At 70.3% G+C, this 15,348-nt stretch carries 18 protein-coding genes and 1 pseudogene; 9 read left to right on the forward strand and 10 right to left on the reverse strand.

Annotated elements, in window-relative coordinates:
* The 8 genes and pseudogenes from KTR66_RS13455 to KTR66_RS13490 all read right to left on the reverse strand — a co-directional run.
* Positions 1-248: pseudogene (locus KTR66_RS13455) on the reverse strand (hypothetical protein); the annotation flags it as partial.
* 78 nt (positions 249-326) lie between these two features.
* Complete coding sequence (tolR, locus tag KTR66_RS13460; protein WP_213613179.1) at positions 327-860, reverse strand: protein TolR; 534 nt, start codon at positions 858-860, stop codon at positions 327-329.
* A 4-nt stretch (positions 861-864) separates the two neighbouring features.
* Complete coding sequence (gene tolQ / locus KTR66_RS13465; RefSeq protein WP_213613483.1) at positions 865-1,611, reverse strand: protein TolQ; 747 nt, start codon at positions 1,609-1,611, stop codon at positions 865-867.
* Positions 1,612-1,688: 77 nt separating this feature from the next.
* Positions 1,689-2,117 (reverse strand): tol-pal system-associated acyl-CoA thioesterase, encoded by a 429-nt coding sequence (gene ybgC, locus KTR66_RS13470; protein ID WP_213613181.1) that lies wholly within the window; start codon positions 2,115-2,117, stop codon positions 1,689-1,691.
* Positions 2,114-3,145: a Holliday junction branch migration DNA helicase RuvB gene (gene ruvB, locus KTR66_RS13475; RefSeq protein WP_213613183.1), complete on the reverse strand. Its 1,032-nt coding sequence runs from the start codon at positions 3,143-3,145 to the stop codon at positions 2,114-2,116. The genes ybgC and ruvB overlap by 4 nt, the downstream gene beginning before the upstream one ends.
* Positions 3,138-3,761, reverse strand: a complete 624-nt coding sequence (gene ruvA / locus KTR66_RS13480; RefSeq protein WP_213613185.1) for a Holliday junction branch migration protein RuvA — start codon at positions 3,759-3,761, stop codon at positions 3,138-3,140. The genes ruvB and ruvA overlap by 8 nt, the downstream gene beginning before the upstream one ends.
* 55 nt (positions 3,762-3,816) lie before the next feature.
* The gene (gene ruvC, locus KTR66_RS13485) at positions 3,817-4,329 is read right to left on the reverse strand and encodes a crossover junction endodeoxyribonuclease RuvC (RefSeq protein ID WP_371819120.1); all 513 of its coding nucleotides are present in this window, start codon (positions 4,327-4,329) and stop codon (positions 3,817-3,819) included.
* A 1-nt stretch (position 4,330) separates the two neighbouring features.
* Positions 4,331-5,074: a YebC/PmpR family DNA-binding transcriptional regulator gene (locus tag KTR66_RS13490; RefSeq protein ID WP_213613187.1), complete on the reverse strand. Its 744-nt coding sequence runs from the start codon at positions 5,072-5,074 to the stop codon at positions 4,331-4,333.
* Positions 5,075-5,143: 69 nt separating this feature from the next.
* Between KTR66_RS13490 and KTR66_RS13495 the strand changes: the two genes are divergently transcribed.
* From KTR66_RS13495 to KTR66_RS13520, 6 genes are all read left to right on the forward strand, one after another.
* Positions 5,144-5,755, forward strand: coding sequence for a pyridoxamine 5'-phosphate oxidase family protein (locus KTR66_RS13495; protein ID WP_213613189.1), 612 nt, complete (start codon positions 5,144-5,146; stop codon positions 5,753-5,755).
* 76 nt (positions 5,756-5,831) lie between these two features.
* Complete coding sequence (locus tag KTR66_RS13500) at positions 5,832-6,698, forward strand: tripartite tricarboxylate transporter substrate binding protein (RefSeq protein ID WP_213613191.1); 867 nt, start codon at positions 5,832-5,834, stop codon at positions 6,696-6,698.
* Between the two features lie 63 nt (positions 6,699-6,761).
* Positions 6,762-7,514, forward strand: a complete 753-nt coding sequence (locus KTR66_RS13505; protein WP_213613193.1) for an SDR family NAD(P)-dependent oxidoreductase — start codon at positions 6,762-6,764, stop codon at positions 7,512-7,514.
* Positions 7,515-7,583: 69 nt separating this feature from the next.
* Positions 7,584-8,435, forward strand: coding sequence for a fumarylacetoacetate hydrolase family protein (locus tag KTR66_RS13510; protein WP_213613195.1), 852 nt, complete (start codon positions 7,584-7,586; stop codon positions 8,433-8,435).
* Between the two features lie 5 nt (positions 8,436-8,440).
* Entirely contained in the window at positions 8,441-8,767 is a 327-nt protein-coding gene (locus tag KTR66_RS13515; RefSeq protein WP_371819121.1) for a YdhR family protein, read from the forward strand.
* 85 nt (positions 8,768-8,852) lie between these two features.
* Positions 8,853-9,830 carry a UDP-glucuronic acid decarboxylase family protein gene (locus KTR66_RS13520; RefSeq protein ID WP_213613197.1) on the forward strand — a complete coding sequence of 326 codons (978 nt, stop codon included), beginning with the start codon at positions 8,853-8,855 and terminating at the stop codon, positions 9,828-9,830.
* Between the two features lie 55 nt (positions 9,831-9,885).
* Here the strand turns inward: KTR66_RS13520 and KTR66_RS13525 are convergent, their stop codons facing one another.
* Entirely contained in the window at positions 9,886-12,327 is a 2,442-nt protein-coding gene (locus KTR66_RS13525; protein WP_213613199.1) for a DNA translocase FtsK, read from the reverse strand.
* Between the two features lie 110 nt (positions 12,328-12,437).
* Positions 12,438-13,400 (reverse strand): cysteine synthase A, encoded by a 963-nt coding sequence (gene cysK / locus KTR66_RS13530; protein ID WP_213613201.1) that lies wholly within the window; start codon positions 13,398-13,400, stop codon positions 12,438-12,440.
* A 102-nt stretch (positions 13,401-13,502) separates the two neighbouring features.
* On the opposite strand from cysK, the gene KTR66_RS13535 reads away from it, so the two are divergent.
* The 3 genes from KTR66_RS13535 (at position 13,503) to KTR66_RS13545 (ending at position 15,345) form a co-directional block, all read left to right on the forward strand.
* Positions 13,503-13,949: an Rrf2 family transcriptional regulator gene (locus tag KTR66_RS13535; RefSeq protein WP_213613203.1), complete on the forward strand. Its 447-nt coding sequence runs from the start codon at positions 13,503-13,505 to the stop codon at positions 13,947-13,949.
* Between the two features lie 131 nt (positions 13,950-14,080).
* Positions 14,081-14,644, forward strand: a complete 564-nt coding sequence (locus KTR66_RS13540) for a regulatory protein RecX (RefSeq protein ID WP_213613205.1) — start codon at positions 14,081-14,083, stop codon at positions 14,642-14,644.
* A complete protein-coding gene (locus tag KTR66_RS13545) occupies positions 14,641-15,345 on the forward strand; it encodes an AzlC family ABC transporter permease (protein WP_213613207.1) in 705 nt (234 codons plus the stop codon). Before KTR66_RS13540 ends, KTR66_RS13545 begins: the two co-directional genes overlap by 4 nt.
* The last annotated feature ends 3 nt before the right edge of the window (positions 15,346-15,348 follow it).

A 15,348-nucleotide genomic window follows, 5' to 3' on the forward strand; every position in this document is an offset into this window, starting at 1 on the left:
GCGTTGCGCGGCGGCTCCGGCGGCTCGGGCGTCGGCGTGGGCGGCGCGGGCACGGGCGTGGGCGGCGCCGGGCGCGGCGCGGGCGTGTCGCCCTGGGCCTGCTGCGCCGGGGCGAATTCCACCGCGAAGGCCTGTTCCGTCGGCTCGGGCAGGCGCTTGGGCGCCAGCTCGAACAGGATCAGCACGAGCACCAGCAGGTGCACCCCGAAGGAGATGCCGACCCAGAGGCGGAAACGCCCGTCATCCATGGCTCAGCGCCCGGGGCGCTGACGGCGCCCCGGCCCCAGGGGCCTTTGCGCCGCGAGCGAGGGAATACGGCTCATGGCTCAGCGCGGGGCCTGGCCTCGCGCCGGGGGGTTGGCGGGAGTGTTGGGGCGCGCGCCGGCCGCCGGCGCGGGGGGGCGCGCCGTCGGGTTGGCCTGCTCAGCCAGGAGTGCCACGCGGGTGAAGCCGCCGGCACTGATCGTGCCCATCACCTCCATCACGCGGCCATAGCTGATGGCGCGGTCGCCACGGACGAAAATCCGCCGCTCCTGCGCGCTGCCGGCGGCGGTGCCGGCCGGCTGGTTGCGGGCAATGGCCTGGAGCTGCGCGACGAGGCCCTCCAGCGGCACCTCCGTCTCCTGCAGGAAGATGCGGCCCTGCGGGTCCACGCTGATGGTCAGCGGCTCCTGCTCCTGGTTCAGCGGCTGGGCGGTGGTGCGGGGCAGGTCCACCGGCACGCCGGTGGTCATCATCGGCGCGGCCACCATGAAGATGATCAGCAGCACCAGCATGACGTCCACGAAGGGCGTCACGTTGATCTCGGCCATCGGGCGGTAGCGGGCGCCCGCGCCGCGCTTCATGAGGGGGCCGGCCATGGGCTTATTCCGCCGCCGCGGCGCGGGGCGCGTTGGCCGCCGCCGCTTCGGTCTGGCGGGCCAGGATGGCGCCGAATTCGGAGGCGAAGCCCTCCATGCGGCCAGCGAACTTGCCCATCTGCGAGGCCAGCATGTTGTAGATCAGCACCGCCGGGATGGCGGCGACGAGGCCGATCGCGGTGGCGAAGAGCGCCTCGGCGATGCCGGGCGCCACGACCGCCAGGCTCGTGTTCTGCATGCCCGCGATCGCGGCGAAGCTGTTCATGATGCCCCAGACCGTGCCGAAGAGGCCGACGAAGGGCGCGGCCGAACCGGTGGAGGCGAGGAAGGTCATGCGCTTCTCCAGCCGCTCCATCTCGCGCTGGATCGTCACGGCCATGGCGCGCTCCACGCGCTCGCGCGTGCCGGCGACCATCATGGCGCCCGTGCCGGCGGCCGTGGACGCATGCCATTCGCGCATGCCGACGACGAAGACCGAGGCCATGGGGTGGGCGGGATTGTCGCCCTGGGCGCGATACAGCTCGTCCAGGCTGCCGCCGCGCCAGAAGCGGTCCTCGAAGTCGTCCGCCTCGCGCTTGGCGCGCTTCAGCGCGGTGAACTTCTCGAAGGCGATGGCCCAGACATAGACGCTGGCCAGCAGCAGGGCGATCATCACCGCCTTCACCACCCAGTCGGCCTGGAGGAACAGCCCCATCAGCGAGAGGTCATGCGCGGGGGCGGCCAGCGGCGCGGAGGAGACGCCCTGGGCCAGGGCGGGCAGGCCGAGCGCCAGGAGCGGGAGGGCGATGGCCGCGGCGAGGATGGTCTTCAAGGGGCGATGCCTCCGGGTCAGGACGAAGCTTCGGTTGCGATCCGGGCGCGCAGCGCGCCCAGCCAGGGTTCGGGCAGCCGCCGCGGGGCCAGGCTCGCCGCATCCACGCAGGCGAGCGTCACCTCGATGACAGCCAATGTCTCCTCCCCCCGAAAGACCCGCTGCTCCAGCAGCAGGCTTGCGGCCGCGCGGCGAATCCGGGTGGCGACCACCACCTCGTCATCAAGCCGCGCCGGGCGTGCATACTCCACGGCGGCGCGGCGCACCACCAGGAAGCAGCCGTGCAGGCGCTGCATCTCGGAATGGGGGAGTCCCATGTCGCGCAGGGCTTCGGTGCGGGCACGCTCAGCCCAGCGCAGGTAATTGGCGTGATAGACGACGCCGCCGGCATCCGTGTCCTCGAAATAGACGCGGATGGCGTGGCGGTGCTCGTAACTCTTTGTCATGCTGGACCGTCCAGCAGGTCCGGCTGCGTGGTGCTGCCGGCGGGCGGCGTGAGGCCCAGATGCCGCCAGCCGGCCTCGCCCAGCATGCGGCCGCGGGGCGTGCGCAGGACCAGACCTTCCTGGATCAGGAAGGGCTCCACCACATCCTCCAGCGTGTCCCGGCTTTCCGAGAGGGCGGCGGCGAGCGTCTCGACGCCGACGGGGCCGCCATTGTGGTGCTCGGCGATGCGGCGGAGGTAGCGGCGGTCCATCGCGTCCAGGCCCTTCGCGTCCACCTCCAGCCGTTCCAGCGCCAGGTTCGCCATGGCGCGATCGGCCACGCGGCCCTCCACCACGGCGAAGTCCCGCACACGGCGCAGCAGCCGGCCGGCGATGCGGGGCGTACCGCGCGAGCGGTTGGCGATCTCCCGCGCGCCATCCTCGGAAAGGGCGAAGGCCAGCTTCTCCGCGCCGCGCCGGACAATGCGGAAAAGCTCATCCGGCGTGTAGAGGTTGAGGCGGAGCGGAATGCCGAAGCGGTCCCGCAGGGGCGTGCTCAGCAGGCCGGAGCGCGTGGTCGCCCCCACCAGGGTGAAGGGCGGAAGGTCGATGCGCACGGTGCGCGCGGCCGGCCCCTCGCCGATGATGAGGTCGAGCTGGAAATCCTCCATCGCCGGATAGAGGGTTTCCTCGATGGCGGGCTGCAGGCGGTGGATCTCATCCACGAAGAGCACGTCGCGCGGCTGCAGATTGGTGAGGATGGCCGCGAGGTCGCCCGCGCGTTGCAGCACCGGGCCGGAGGTGGCGCGGAAGCCCACGCCCATCTCGCGCGCCACGATCTGCGCGAGCGTGGTCTTGCCCAGGCCCGGGGGCCCGTGCAGCAGCACATGGTCCAGCGCCTCGCCCCGCGCGGAGGCGGCCTGGATGAAGACCGAGAGATTCTCGCGCAGCAGCTTCTGGCCGGTGAATTCGGAGAGGAGTTGCGGGCGGAGGCTCGCTTCCCCCGCATCCTCCTCCTGGCGCTCGCGGCCGGTCAGGCGTTCAGACATGGCGGGCGGATTCCCGCAGTGCGGCGGTGATCAGCGCGTTGAGGTCGAAGCCGGCAGGCAGCTGCGCCTTGGCGCGCGCCACGGCGCGCTCGGCCTCCGGGCGCTTCAGGCCGAGGTTCAAAAGGGCGCTCACCGCATCGGCCTCGGGGCTTTCGGGCGCGACGGGGGCGAGGGTCACGCCGCCGCCATCCTCCTCCGGCGTGGCGCGGCCCACGGCCCATTTCTGCATCGCCGGCTCGTCGATCACGCGATTGGCGGTGGCCGCACCCAGGCCCTTCACCTCGGCCAGCTTCTTGCGCTCCTTGGCGGCGATGACGCGGGCCAGCTGCTCGGGCGAGAGGCCGGAGAGCACCAGCAGCGCCTTTTGCGGGCCCACCGTCTTCACCTCGATCAGGGCGCGGAAGGCCTCGCGCTCGGCCGCGTCGAGGAAGCCGTAGAGGGTGATGGCGTCCTGGCTGACGCGCGTCTCGACCAGCAGCTTCTGCACGCCCTCGCGCGCCGTCAGCCGGTCCAGCGTCTTGCGGGAGCACGCCACGAGATAGCCCACGCCGTTCACATCCAGCACGCAGGCGCCATCGGCGACGCTGTCCACGATGCCGCGCAACATCCCGATCATGCCGCCCTCCGATGGCCGGAGGCGCGCATGCGCCGGAGGGCTGAATCGGCGGCCATCATGCTTGTGCGAGCCTCGCCATCAGGTTGCGCGTCCCGCGGTGATGCGCGTGGCAGATGGCGATCGCCAGCGCATCCGCCGCATCGGCGCGCTTCAGCACGGCACCCGGCAGCAGGCGCTTCACCATGTCCTGCACCTGGATCTTGTCGGCATGGCCGGTGCCGACGACGGCGCGCTTCACCTCCATCGCCTGGTATTCCGCGACCGGCAGCCCCGCCATGGCCGGGGCCAGCAGCGCGACACCGCGCGCCTGGCCGAGCTTGAGCGCGGCGGCGGGGTTCTTGTTCACATAGGTGTGCTCGACGGCCGCCTCATCCGGCCGCCACTCGCCGATCAGGTGCGAGAGCGCGTTGTGGATCTGCACAAGCCGCGCCGGCAGGTCATCCACCGTGCCCGTGCTGATGGCGCCTGCCGCGACGAAACGCAGATGCGAGCCCGCGCTCTCGATCACCCCCCAGCCCGTATGGGTCAGACCAGGGTCGATCCCGAGAATGCGAACGCCGCCGATCACATCAACCCGAGAGCTTCGCCATCACGGCGTCGCTCACCTCGAAATTGGCATAGACCTGCTGAACGTCGTCATGGTCGTCCAGCGCGTCGATGAACTTCAGGACACTGGCCGCGGCCTCTTCCTCCAGCTCGACGGTCAGGTTGGGCTTCCACTCCAGGCGCGCGGCCTGGGGCTCGCCGAAGCGGCTCTCCAGCGCGTCACGCACGGTGTTGAGGTCTTCCGGCAGGGTCAGCACCTCATGACCATCGGCCGTGCTGCTCACATCCTGCGCGCCGGCCTCGATGGCGGCTTCCAGCATGGTGTCGGCATCCGCGACGTTCGCGCCGAAGCGCAGCGCGCCCACGCGGTCGAACTGAAAAGCGACCGTCTCGCCCATCGCACCGCCGGCCTTGCCGAACATGGAGCGCAGGTCGCTCGCGGTGCGGTTGCGATTGTCGGTCAGTGCCTCGACGATGATGGCGACCCCGCCGGGGCCGCGCCCCTCGTAGCGGACCTCGACGTAATCCTCGCCCGAGCCGACGCCCTGGGCCTTCTTGATGGCGCGGTCCACCACATCCTTCGTCATGTTGGCGAGGCGCGCGGCCACCAGCGCCGCGCGCAGGCGCGGGTTGTGCGCCGGGTCGGGCAGGCCCTGCTTGGCCGCCACCGTGATCTCGCGGCTGATCTTCGCGAAGGCGCGGGCGCGCTTGGCGTCCTGCCCGCCCTTGCGGTGCATGATGTTCTTGAACTGTGAATGCCCAGCCATGGTGAACTTCAGAAATCGGTTGAAGCCGGGGGTATAGCGCCCGGCGCAAGGTTTCGCCACCATGCGGGCATGGACCCGCACGCCGTCACCTCCCTCGACCAGCTCCGCGCCCTTTATGACGAGGTGACGCCCGTCGCCGCCTCGAAATCCACCGACCGGCTGGATGCGCCGACGCGCGCCTTCATCGCGGCCTCGCCGTTCTGCCTCCTGGGCACACAGGGCTCCCGCGGCAATCATATCACGCCGCGCGGCGATGCGCCGGGCTTCGTGGAGGTGCTGGACGACCGCCGCGTCATGCTGCCCGACCGCAAGGGCAATAACCGCCTGGACGGGCTGCGCGACATCCTGGAGGACAACCGCGTCTCCCTGCTTTTTCTCGTGCCCGGCGTGAACGAGACGCTGCGCCTGCATGGGCTTGCCACCATCTCGACCGACCCGGCGCTCCGCGCCCGCTGCGTCGCCCAGGGCAAGACGCCGACCACGGTGCTGGTCGTCGAGGTGCGGGAGATCTTCATGCAATGCGCCAAGGCCTTCATGCGCTCTGGCCTCTGGGCCGGGCGGCCGCGCCCGACCGAGGTGCCGACCATGGGGCAGCTCATCGCGGCCCATAAGAAGGGCGGGATCGACCCGGCGGAGTATGATCAGGCGGCACCGGCACGGCTGAAGGCCAATCTTTACTGATATGTAACGAACGCGCCCGCTGTCCCGGTTGGGTGCGGGCGTCAGGCTCTCCCCGTCTCTCCTCCGGGGAACGCCCATGATCCGCCGTATCCTGCTTCTCCTGCTCCTCGGCATGGCGCTGCCGCCCGCCGCGCGCGCCTGGCCGGACCGGGCCGTCACCATCATCATCCCCTTCGCGCCCGGCAACGCAGCCGATGTGATCACGCGCCTGCTGGCCCCCGTGCTGAGCGAGCGCTGGGGGCAGCCCGTGGTGGTGCAGAACCTGCCCGGCGCCAGCGGCGGCATCGGCGTGGAGCGCATGGTGCGCGCCCCCGCCGATGGGCACACGCTGGCGATGTCAGGCGATGCGGCGGTGGTGGTGCGGGCCAGCGCCGCGCCGCGTGACCTGGCGCAATTCCTGGCGGCCGCACGGGCGGCACGGGGCGGCTTCAACGACGGCCATGCGGGGCCGGGCACATCCGTCCAGATCGCCTCGGAACTGCTGGCGCAGATGACGGGGCTCACCCTGAACGGCGTGGGCTATCCGAGCCTGCCCGCGGTGATGCAGGACGTGATGGCGGGGCGGCTGGAATTCGCCTTCCTGCCGGCCGTCGTCGCGGGCCCGATGGTGACGGAGGGGCGTCTGCGCGCACTCGGCCTCTCCTCCCCCGGGCGGCTCGCCGCCTTCCCCGATGTGACGAGCCTCGCCGAGCACGGGCTGCCCGGCTTCGACGCCAGCGCCTGGTTCGGGCTGCTGGCGCCGGCCGCGACGCCCGCACCGGTCGTCGCCCGCATCCATGCCGATGTGGCGGTGGCCTTTGCCGCGCCCGCCATGCGCGCGCGGCTGGATGGGCTGGGTGCCTCTCTGGTCGCCAACACGCCGCAGGAATTCGCCGCCCTGATCGCCACCGAAATCCCGCGCATGGCCGAGGTGCTGCGGCGGGCGGGCATCAGCGGCCCCTGAGCCCCGCTGGACGGCCGGGCGGATTGCGCCGCACTCTCCTGGCCACAGCACGGAGGGAACAGCATGGAACTCAGGGGCAAGGTGGCGCTGGTCACCGGGGGCAATGGCGGCCTCGGCCAACGGATCTGCGAGGCGCTGGCGCGGGAGGGCGTGCACCTCGCCATCATGTATGCGCAAAGCCGCGAGCAGGCCGAGGGCGTGGCGCGCGACATCACGGCCCGCCATCAGGTGAACGCCACCGCCTTCGGCTGCGACATCACCGACCCTGCGGCGGTGCAGGCGCTGGTAACGGCCGTGACGGCGCGCTTCGGGCGCCTCGACATCCTGGTGAATGACGCCGCCTTCAACAAGGCGATCCCCTTCCCCGACCTGGACAACCTGACCGAGGATGTCTGGGAGAAGATCATGGCCGTGAATCTCACCGGCCCCATGCGCCTGACCAAGGCCGTCGCCCCGGTGATGAAGGCGCAAGGCTCCGGGCGCATCGTGAACATCTCGTCCGTCGCGGGGCTGGGGCCGAGTGGGTCGTCCATCGCCTACGCCGTCTCCAAGGCGGGGCTGATCCACCTGACGAAGTGCATGGCCGTCGCCCTCGCACCACAAGTGCTGGTGAATTGCGTGGCCCCCGGCCTGCTCGAGGGCACGCGCGCCACGGCCAATCTGCTGCCGGAGCAGATCGAGCGCTCGGCCGCCGGCGCGTTGCTGGGCAAGGCGGCCGACAAGGATGATTGCGCCGATATGGTGGTCACCATGTGCCGGACGGAGACCATGACCGGGCAGACCGTGGTGATCGATTCCGGCCGGGTGTTCCACTGAGCCGGCACCCTTCGCGCCGATGATTTTTGCGGGCAATCTCCCGCCGCCCGATTCAGGAGGAAACACCCCATGAAACTGCTCCGCTACGGCCCCAAGGGCCAGGAAAAGCCCGGCATGCTCGATGCCGCCGGCACCATCCGCGACCTTTCGGGCGTCATCCCCGACGTGAATGGCGATGCGCTGGCGCCCGGCGTGCTGGCCAAGCTCGCGAAGATCGACCCGGCGACGCTGCCGGCCGTCACCGGCTCGCCGCGCATCGGCGCCTGCGTCACCGGCATGAAGAACCTGATCTGCATCGGCCTGAACTACGCCGACCACGCGGCCGAGACGGGTGCGGCCGTGCCGAAGGAGCCGATCGTCTTCATCAAGTCGCTCGGCGCGCTGAACGGCCCTTACGACGACATCATCATCCCCAAGAACTCGGTGAAGACGGACTGGGAGTGCGAGCTCTGCGTCGTCATCGGCACCACCGCCCGCTACGTGACGGAAGAGGCCGCGATGGATCACGTCGCCGGCTATGCCGTCGGCAATGATGTGAGCGAGCGCGAATGGCAGGCCGAGCGCGGCCCGACCTGGGACAAGGGCAAGGGCTTCGAGACCTTCGGCCCGCTGGGACCCTGGATGGTCACGAAGGATGAGGTGCCCGACCCGCAGGATTTGAAGATGTGGGCCGATGTGGACGGCGTGCGCCAGCAGGATGGCAGCACCAAGACCATGATCTTCAACGTGAAGCAGCTGGTGAGCTATGTCAGCCAGTGCATCACGCTCTTCCCGGGCGACGTGATCTTCACCGGCACGCCGCCCGGTGTGGGCCTCGGCAAGAAGCCGACGCCCTGGTTCCTCAAGGCGGGCCAGGAGGTGAAGGTCGGCATCGCGGGGCTGGGCGAGCAGGTCACGCGCACCGTGGCCTACAAGGGCTGACACCGGTGAGCGCCGTCCCGACCGTCATTCTCCAGATGGACTTCGCGACGGCGCCGCCCCCCTATCCGGCGCCGGGGGCAGAGCGCAACGCGCTGCTGCGCCCCCTCGCCCATTCCATCGCGGCGGATACGCCGGGCCTGGTCTGGAAGATCTGGACCGAGGATGCGGCGGCCGGCCGCGCCGGCGGGCTCTATGCCTTCACGACGCGCGAACACGCGCTGGCCTACCAGGCGATGCACACGCAGCGCGTGACGGCGCGCGGTGCGACCGACATCCGCGCCGTGCTCTGGGACATCAATGCCGAGCTGACCGCCATCACCAAGCCGGCCTGACGCTTCAGGCTTTCTTCACCTTCTCGCCCGATCCTCCAGGCTGCGCGCCAGGCGGCGCGATCCATCCTCGGAGGGGCAGAAGGCCATGCGTCGTGACAGAAAGCGCGTCCTCGTCACCGGCGGCGCCGGGTTCATCGGCACGCATCTCTGCGAGACGCTGCTGGCGCGGAATTGTCATGTGCTCTGCGTGGACAATTTCTTCACCGGTTCGCGCGAGAACATCGCGCATCTGCTGAACGATCCCTTCTTCGAGCTGCTGCGGCACGACATCACCTTCCCGCTCTATGTGGAGGTGGATGAGATCTACAACCTCGCCTGCCCGGCCTCACCGGTGCATTACCAGTTCGACCCGGTGCAGACGACGAAGACCAGCGTCATTGGCGCCATCAACATGCTGGGCCTCGCCAAGCGGCTGCGCGTGCCCATCCTCCAGGCCTCGACCAGCGAGGTCTATGGCGACCCGACGGTCCACCCACAGCCCGAGGATTACCGTGGCAACGTCAACATGATCGGCCCCCGCGCCTGCTATGATGAGGGCAAGCGCTGCGCCGAGACGCTCTTCTTCGACTACCACCGCCAGCACAAGGTGCCGATCAAGGTGGTGCGCATCTTCAACACCTATGGGCCGCGCATGCACCCCAATGACGGGCGCGTCGTCTCCAACTTCATCATGCAGGCGCTGCGGGGCGAGCCCATCACGCTCTATGGCGATGGCGGGCAGAGTCGCGCCTTCTGCTACGTGGATGACCTGGTGGAGGGGATGGTCGGCTTCATGGAAACCGCCAGCGCGGGGACCGGCCCGATGAACCTCGGCAATCCTGGCGAGTTCACCATCCGGCACCTGGCCGAGGAGGTGCTGCGCCTGACCGGCTCCGCCTCGCGTATCGAATTCCGTGACCTGCCCGCGGATGACCCCCGGCAGCGCCAGCCCGACATCACCAAGGCGCGCGCCGCATTGGGGTGGGAGCCGCGCATCCCGCTGGAGGCCGGGCTGATCCGCACCATCGAGGATTTTCGGCGCCGCTACTTCGAGACGGGCCGGGCGGCGCGCTTCGCCGCCTGAGCTTTTGCCCGAGGCTGATTCACGCCTTTGGTGACTTCACCAAAGGCGATCAGCCTCAGTCGTCGTTGTTCGTCCGTCGCACCAGGATCTCGCGCTTGCCCACATGGTTGGCGGGGCTGACGATCCCCTCCTTCTCCATCTGCTCGATGAGCTTGGCGGCGCGGTTGTAGCCGATGTTCAGGTGGCGCTGGATGAAGCTGGTGCTCGCCTTGCCCTCGCGCGCCACCACATCCACCGCCTGATCAAACAGCGACTTGTCGGCGTCGGACGCGGCCGCGATGCCGGAGAGGCCGACCTCGCCATCCTCCTCCACCTCGGTCACCTCTTCCACGTAATCCGGCTCGCCCTGCTCGCGCAGCCAGTCGGTGATGCGCTCCACCTCGGCATCGGCCACGAAGGGGCCGTGCACGCGCGTCATCCGCCCGCCGCCGGGCAGGAAGAGCATGTCGCCCTGGCCGAGAAGCTGCTCGGCACCCTGCTCGCCCAGGATGGTGCGGCTGTCGATCTTGCTCGTCACCTGGAAGCTGATGCGCGTCGGGAAATTCGCCTTGATGGTGCCGGTGATGACGTCCACCGAGGGCCGCTGCGTCGCCATGATGACGTGGATGCCCGCCGCACGCGCCATCTGCGCCAGGCGCTGCACCGCCGCCTCGATCTCCTTGCCGGCCACGATCATCAGGTCCGCCATCTCGTCGATGACGACGACGATCATGGGCAGCTTCTGCAGCGACAGCGCCTGTTCCTCGAAGACGGGCTTGTTCGTCTCCGGGTCGAAGCCGGTCTGCACCTTGCGCGTCAGCACCTCGCCGCGGGCCAAGGCGGCCGAGACCTTCTCGTTATAGCCGGTGATGTTGCGCACGCCGATCTGGCTCATCGCGCGATAGCGGCGCTCCATCTCGCGCACGGTCCATTTCAGCGCGCCGATCGCCTTGGGCGGTTCGGTCACCACGGGCGCCAGCAGATGCGGGATGCGGTCATAGACCGAAAGCTCCAGCATCTTCGGGTCGATCATGATGAAGCGGCACTCGGCCGGGCTGTGCCTGTAGAGCAGCGAAAGGATGAAGGTGTTGATGCCGACCGACTTGCCCGAACCGGTGGTGCCCGCGATCAGCAGATGCGGCATGCGCGCGAGGTCGGCGATGATGGGCGTGCCGCCGATATTCTTGCCCAGGATCAACGGCAGCGAAGCACCGGCGCGCTGGTATTCCTCGCTGGTCAGCATCTCGCGCAGCCAGACCGTCTCGCGCTTCACATTGGGCATCTCGATGCCCATGACGCTGCGGCCCGGGACGGTCGCGATGCGCACCGAGACCACCGACATGCTGCGCGCGATGTCGTCGGCGAGGCCGATGACGCGCGAGGATTTGGTGCCCGGCGCGGGCTCCAGCTCATAGAGGGTGACGACGGGGCCGGGGCGGATCTCGGTGATGGCGCCGCTCACGCCGTAATCGCTCAGCACCTGCTCCAGCATGCGGGCATTGGCCTGCAGCGCCTCGGGGCTCGGGCCGCCGGCCACGCGGGGCGGCGTGGGCGAGAGGAGGTCGAGCGGCGGCGTGCGCCAGCCTTCCACCGGCAGGTCGAGCGTGGCCTGTTCGGGCGGCGCCTTGGGCTTCGCCGTAGGAGCGACGCGCGGCGTGCTGCGCGGCGCGGGGCGCACCTCCGGCTCCTGGCGCAGCTTCGGGCGCTCCATGGGGGTGGCGGCGGGCGGTTCCACATAGGGGGCGACATGCGGTGCGGCGGCGGCGCGGTCTGCCTCCTTCAGCACATCCATCAGGTCGGCCGCAGGAGCGGGGCGCGGCTTGCGGCGGAACATCCCGCCGAGCGCCACGAAGGGGCGCACCAGCAGGTGGCGCTTGCGCGCGCCATAGACCGCGGCCTCGCCCATGCCGCGGGCGGCGGTGTCGGCCGTGGCGAGCGCAGCATCGGCTGTCACGCGCGCGGCGCGGCGCCAGTCGCTCGGCGAGGCACCGAAGGCGAGATAGATGAAGATCGCCGCAAGGCCGCCGGTGACGAGTTGCGCCGTCAGCCGCCCGAGCGGGCCGAAGGCACCCTCCAGCCCGCGCAGCAGCGCATCGGAGAGCAAGGGGCCGGCCACGCCGGCATCGGTGCCTGGCAGCAGGGCGAAGAGCGCGGCCAGCATGGGGGCCGCGATCATCAGGGCCACGATGCGCGCCGGCAGCAGGCTGACGCCGAGCTGCGTGATCATGCGCAGTGCCCAGCCCAGCAGGACAGCGCCCGGCAGATAGGCGGCCCAGCCGAAGGCCTGCCACAGCACGTCCGACACCAGCGCGCCCAGGGGGCCGGCCAGATTGCGCGTGGGCCCGCTCGTTGCCGTGGAAAGCGAGGGGTCGCCCGGGTGATAGGTGCCGACGGCGACCAGCAGGGCGAGGCCCGCAAAGCCCAGCAGGATGCCAAGGATCTCATTCACCCGCCGCCCGATCGCCTGCTTGACGGCAGGCGAGGCGAAGCGGCTGAAGCCGGCAGTGGAATCACTCATCGGAGCCTCGGCAAAGGGACGCGCCACAGGGACCGGGCCTTCGGGGGCAGGCACGGGAAACGCCGGGGGGAGTGCCCAGGATAACAGCGCCGGGGGCGTTTCGCTACCGACTAAAGCCCCTCGAACAGCTCTGTGGAGAGGTAGCGCTCGGCGAAGGAGGCGGCGATGCCGAGGATGAGCTTGCCTTCCATCCCGGGCTCCCGCGCCAGGCGGATCATGGCGTGCAGAACGGCGCCGGAGGAAATGCCGACCGGCACGCCATCCAGCCGCGCCACCTGGCGGGCTGCGGCGAAGGCCTCGCGCTCGGCCACGCGCTCCACGCCGTCCAGGTTCGAAAGCTCCAGCACGCCGGGGCAGAAGCCGGCTCCGATGCCCTGGATGCGGTGGGGCCCGGGCTCATCCCCGTTCAGCACCGCGCTCTCCGCGGGCTCGATGCCGATGACGCGCAGCCCCGGCTTGCGGGGCTTCAGCGTGCGGGCAATGCCGGTCAGCGTGCCGCCGGTGCCGATGCCGCCCATCACCACATCCACCTCGCCCGCCGTGTCCCGCCAGATCTCCTCCGCGGTGGTGCGGGCATGGATGTCCGGGTTCGCGCCATTGTCGAATTGCCGGGCCATCCAGGCGCCGCGCGTCTTGGCGACGATCTCCTCCGCGCGGGAGATGGCGCCCGCCATGCCACGCTTGGCGGGCGTGAGTTCCAGTTCGGCGCCCAGCAGCTTCAGCATCCTGCGCCGCTCGATCGAGGCGCCGTCGGGCATCACCACGATCAGGCGATAACCCTTGGCCGCGGCCACGAAGGCCAGCGCGATGCCGGTATTGCCTGAAGTGGGTTCAACGATGACCGAGCGTTCGGGCGCGATCTCGCCAGCCGCCTCGGCCGCCTCGATCATGGCGAGGCCGATTCGGTCCTTCACCGAGCCGGCCGGGTTGAAAAATTCGAGCTTGAGCGCAAGCCGCGCCTTCAGCCCCTCAGCCGCCATCAACCGGGGCAGGAGAACGGACGGCGTGTCGCCGACGGTGTCGAGAATGCTGGCGCGGAGGCGATGGCGGGTCGGGGGCGATTCGGCGTCCATGCGAGGGCGATACCACAAAAAAACCGGCGCATGACCGGCTGATGGCTGGATTTTCGGCCATTTGGCGATATTCTACGCCTGAACGCGGGAGAATTTAGGAACATGCTGCTGCGCCAGGATCGTGGGCTCCTCGCCCTCGACATTGCGCTCGACATCGCCTTCCACGCCGGCCGCGGGGGCGAGGTGACCGGCGCGGCCGAGATCGCCGAGCGCCTGGGCGCCGCGCGGCGCGGCATCGAGCCGTTGCTGCAATCGCTGGTGCGGGCAGGCTTGCTCGATTCACTACGCGGCCCGCGCGGGGGCTACCGCATGGCCCGCGCACCACGCGAGGTGCCGCTGATCGAGATCATCGCCGCCGTCACCGAGGATGAGCCGCCCCCGGAGCCCCCCGGGAAGCTGGCCGCGCTGGTGACCGCGCCCCTCTGGCAGGAGATGGAGGCGGCCACAGCCAAGCGCCTCAAGGCGATGACGCTGGAGGATCTTTTGAAGCGCGCTGCGGCCGCGGGTCTGCGCCGGCCGGTGACGGAACCTCTGCACTTCGTGATCTGATGCCCGCTGACGCCGGGCCGCTGCTGCGCCGGGCCAGCAGGTCAGGCGGGCGGCGCCAGCCGCCATTCGTCCGGATTCTCGAACGGCGGGGCTGGATTTCTTCGTCGGGCGCTGCCACGCGTTAGTCCCCGATGCCCAAGATCACCGAAACCGCCCTGCGCGAGGCTGCGCTCGCCCATCTCGCCCGCTTCGCCACCACCGAGGCCGGGTTGCGCCGGGTGCTGGGCAACCGCATCCGCCGCTGGGCACGCGAAGCGGCAGCCGAGGGGCAGGACGCCGAGGCCATCGCCGCTGCGGCCGCCACGGCACAGGCGCAGGCAGCCGCCATCGCGGCAAGACTCGTGCAGGTCGGCGCGGTGGATGACACGCTCTTCGCCCAGGCTCGTGCGCGGCGGCTGCAGGGCTCCGGCCGCTCGGCGCGGGCAGCCCTCGCCCATCTCGCGGCCAAGGGGGTGGCGCGCGAGACCGCCCGCGCCGCACTGGCGCAGGAGGATATGCCGGGCGAATTCGCGGCCGCCCTCATCCTCTGCCGCAAGCGCCGCTTCGGCCCCTTCGCCGCCGCCACGCCCGAACCCGAGACCCGCCGCAAGTGGCTCGCCAGCCTTGCGCGAGCCGGTTTCAGCGGAGAGGTGGCACGCCGCGCGCTGGCCACCCCCCGCGCCGAGGCCGAGACCCTGCTGGCGGCCCGCCGATGAGCGGCAGCCGCGTCGTCTTCACCCGCCATGGGTTCTGGCGCGGGGTGCGCCTCTCGCTGCCCATGGTGCCGGCCATGGCGCCCTTCGGCCTGATCGTGGGTGTGCTGGCCGATGCGCGGGGGCTCTCCCTGCTCGAGACCATGCTCATGTCCGCCCTGGTCTTCGCCGGCACCAGCCAGCTTGTGGCACTGGAGCTCTGGGCCGACCCCGCGCCCATCCTGGGCGCCACACTCGCGGCCTTCGTCATCAACCTCCGCCTGGCGCCGATGGGCGCGGCCCTGGCCCCCTGGCTCGACAAGCTGCGGGGCTGGAAGCTCTGGGGCACGCTGGCGACCCTCGTGGACAACAGCTTCGCCATGTCCATCGCGGACCAGCGGGCCGGCGGGAAGGATGCGGCCTTCCTGCTGGGTGTCGGCCTGACCTTCTGGGTCTTCTGGATGAGCATGACCGGTCTCGGCCATGCCTTTTCCGCCCTGATCGCCCTGCCACCGGGTCACCCGATCTTCTTCGCCAGCGTGGCCACGCTGGTGGCGCTGATGGTTCCGCTCTGGCGCGGCGCGGGCGAGATCTTTCCCTGGGCTGTGGCGGCACTGGCCGCCGTCACCGCTTCGCATGGCCTGGGGCTGGGGCAGCCCTGGCCGGTGCTGGCTGGCGCCATCCTCGGCGCAGCCGCGGGGGCATGGCGCGATCGGCTGCGGTAGCGC

Origin of the sequence: Roseococcus sp. SDR, assembly GCF_019083995.1 — a bacterium.
In the GTDB taxonomy this organism is placed as follows: domain Bacteria; phylum Pseudomonadota; class Alphaproteobacteria; order Acetobacterales; family Acetobacteraceae; genus Roseococcus.

Coding starts and splice junctions, on each gene's coding strand:
- tolR (WP_213613179.1), bottom strand. CDS start 860: ATGGCCGGCCCCCTCATGAAGCGCGGCGCGGGCGCCCGCTACCGCCCG.
- ybgC (WP_213613181.1), bottom strand. CDS start 2,117: ATGACAAAGAGTTACGAGCACCGCCACGCCATCCGCGTCTATTTCGAG.
- ruvB (WP_213613183.1), bottom strand. CDS start 3,145: ATGTCTGAACGCCTGACCGGCCGCGAGCGCCAGGAGGAGGATGCGGGG.
- ruvA (WP_213613185.1), bottom strand. CDS start 3,761: ATGATCGGGATGTTGCGCGGCATCGTGGACAGCGTCGCCGATGGCGCC.
- KTR66_RS13490 (WP_213613187.1), bottom strand. CDS start 5,074: ATGGCTGGGCATTCACAGTTCAAGAACATCATGCACCGCAAGGGCGGG.
- KTR66_RS13495 (WP_213613189.1), top strand. CDS start 5,144: ATGGACCCGCACGCCGTCACCTCCCTCGACCAGCTCCGCGCCCTTTAT.
- KTR66_RS13500 (WP_213613191.1), top strand. CDS start 5,832: ATGATCCGCCGTATCCTGCTTCTCCTGCTCCTCGGCATGGCGCTGCCG.
- KTR66_RS13505 (WP_213613193.1), top strand. CDS start 6,762: ATGGAACTCAGGGGCAAGGTGGCGCTGGTCACCGGGGGCAATGGCGGC.
- KTR66_RS13510 (WP_213613195.1), top strand. CDS start 7,584: ATGAAACTGCTCCGCTACGGCCCCAAGGGCCAGGAAAAGCCCGGCATG.
- KTR66_RS13520 (WP_213613197.1), top strand. CDS start 8,853: ATGCGTCGTGACAGAAAGCGCGTCCTCGTCACCGGCGGCGCCGGGTTC.
- KTR66_RS13525 (WP_213613199.1), bottom strand. CDS start 12,327: ATGAGTGATTCCACTGCCGGCTTCAGCCGCTTCGCCTCGCCTGCCGTC.
- cysK (WP_213613201.1), bottom strand. CDS start 13,400: ATGGACGCCGAATCGCCCCCGACCCGCCATCGCCTCCGCGCCAGCATT.
- KTR66_RS13535 (WP_213613203.1), top strand. CDS start 13,503: ATGCTGCTGCGCCAGGATCGTGGGCTCCTCGCCCTCGACATTGCGCTC.
- KTR66_RS13540 (WP_213613205.1), top strand. CDS start 14,081: ATGCCCAAGATCACCGAAACCGCCCTGCGCGAGGCTGCGCTCGCCCAT.
- KTR66_RS13545 (WP_213613207.1), top strand. CDS start 14,641: ATGAGCGGCAGCCGCGTCGTCTTCACCCGCCATGGGTTCTGGCGCGGG.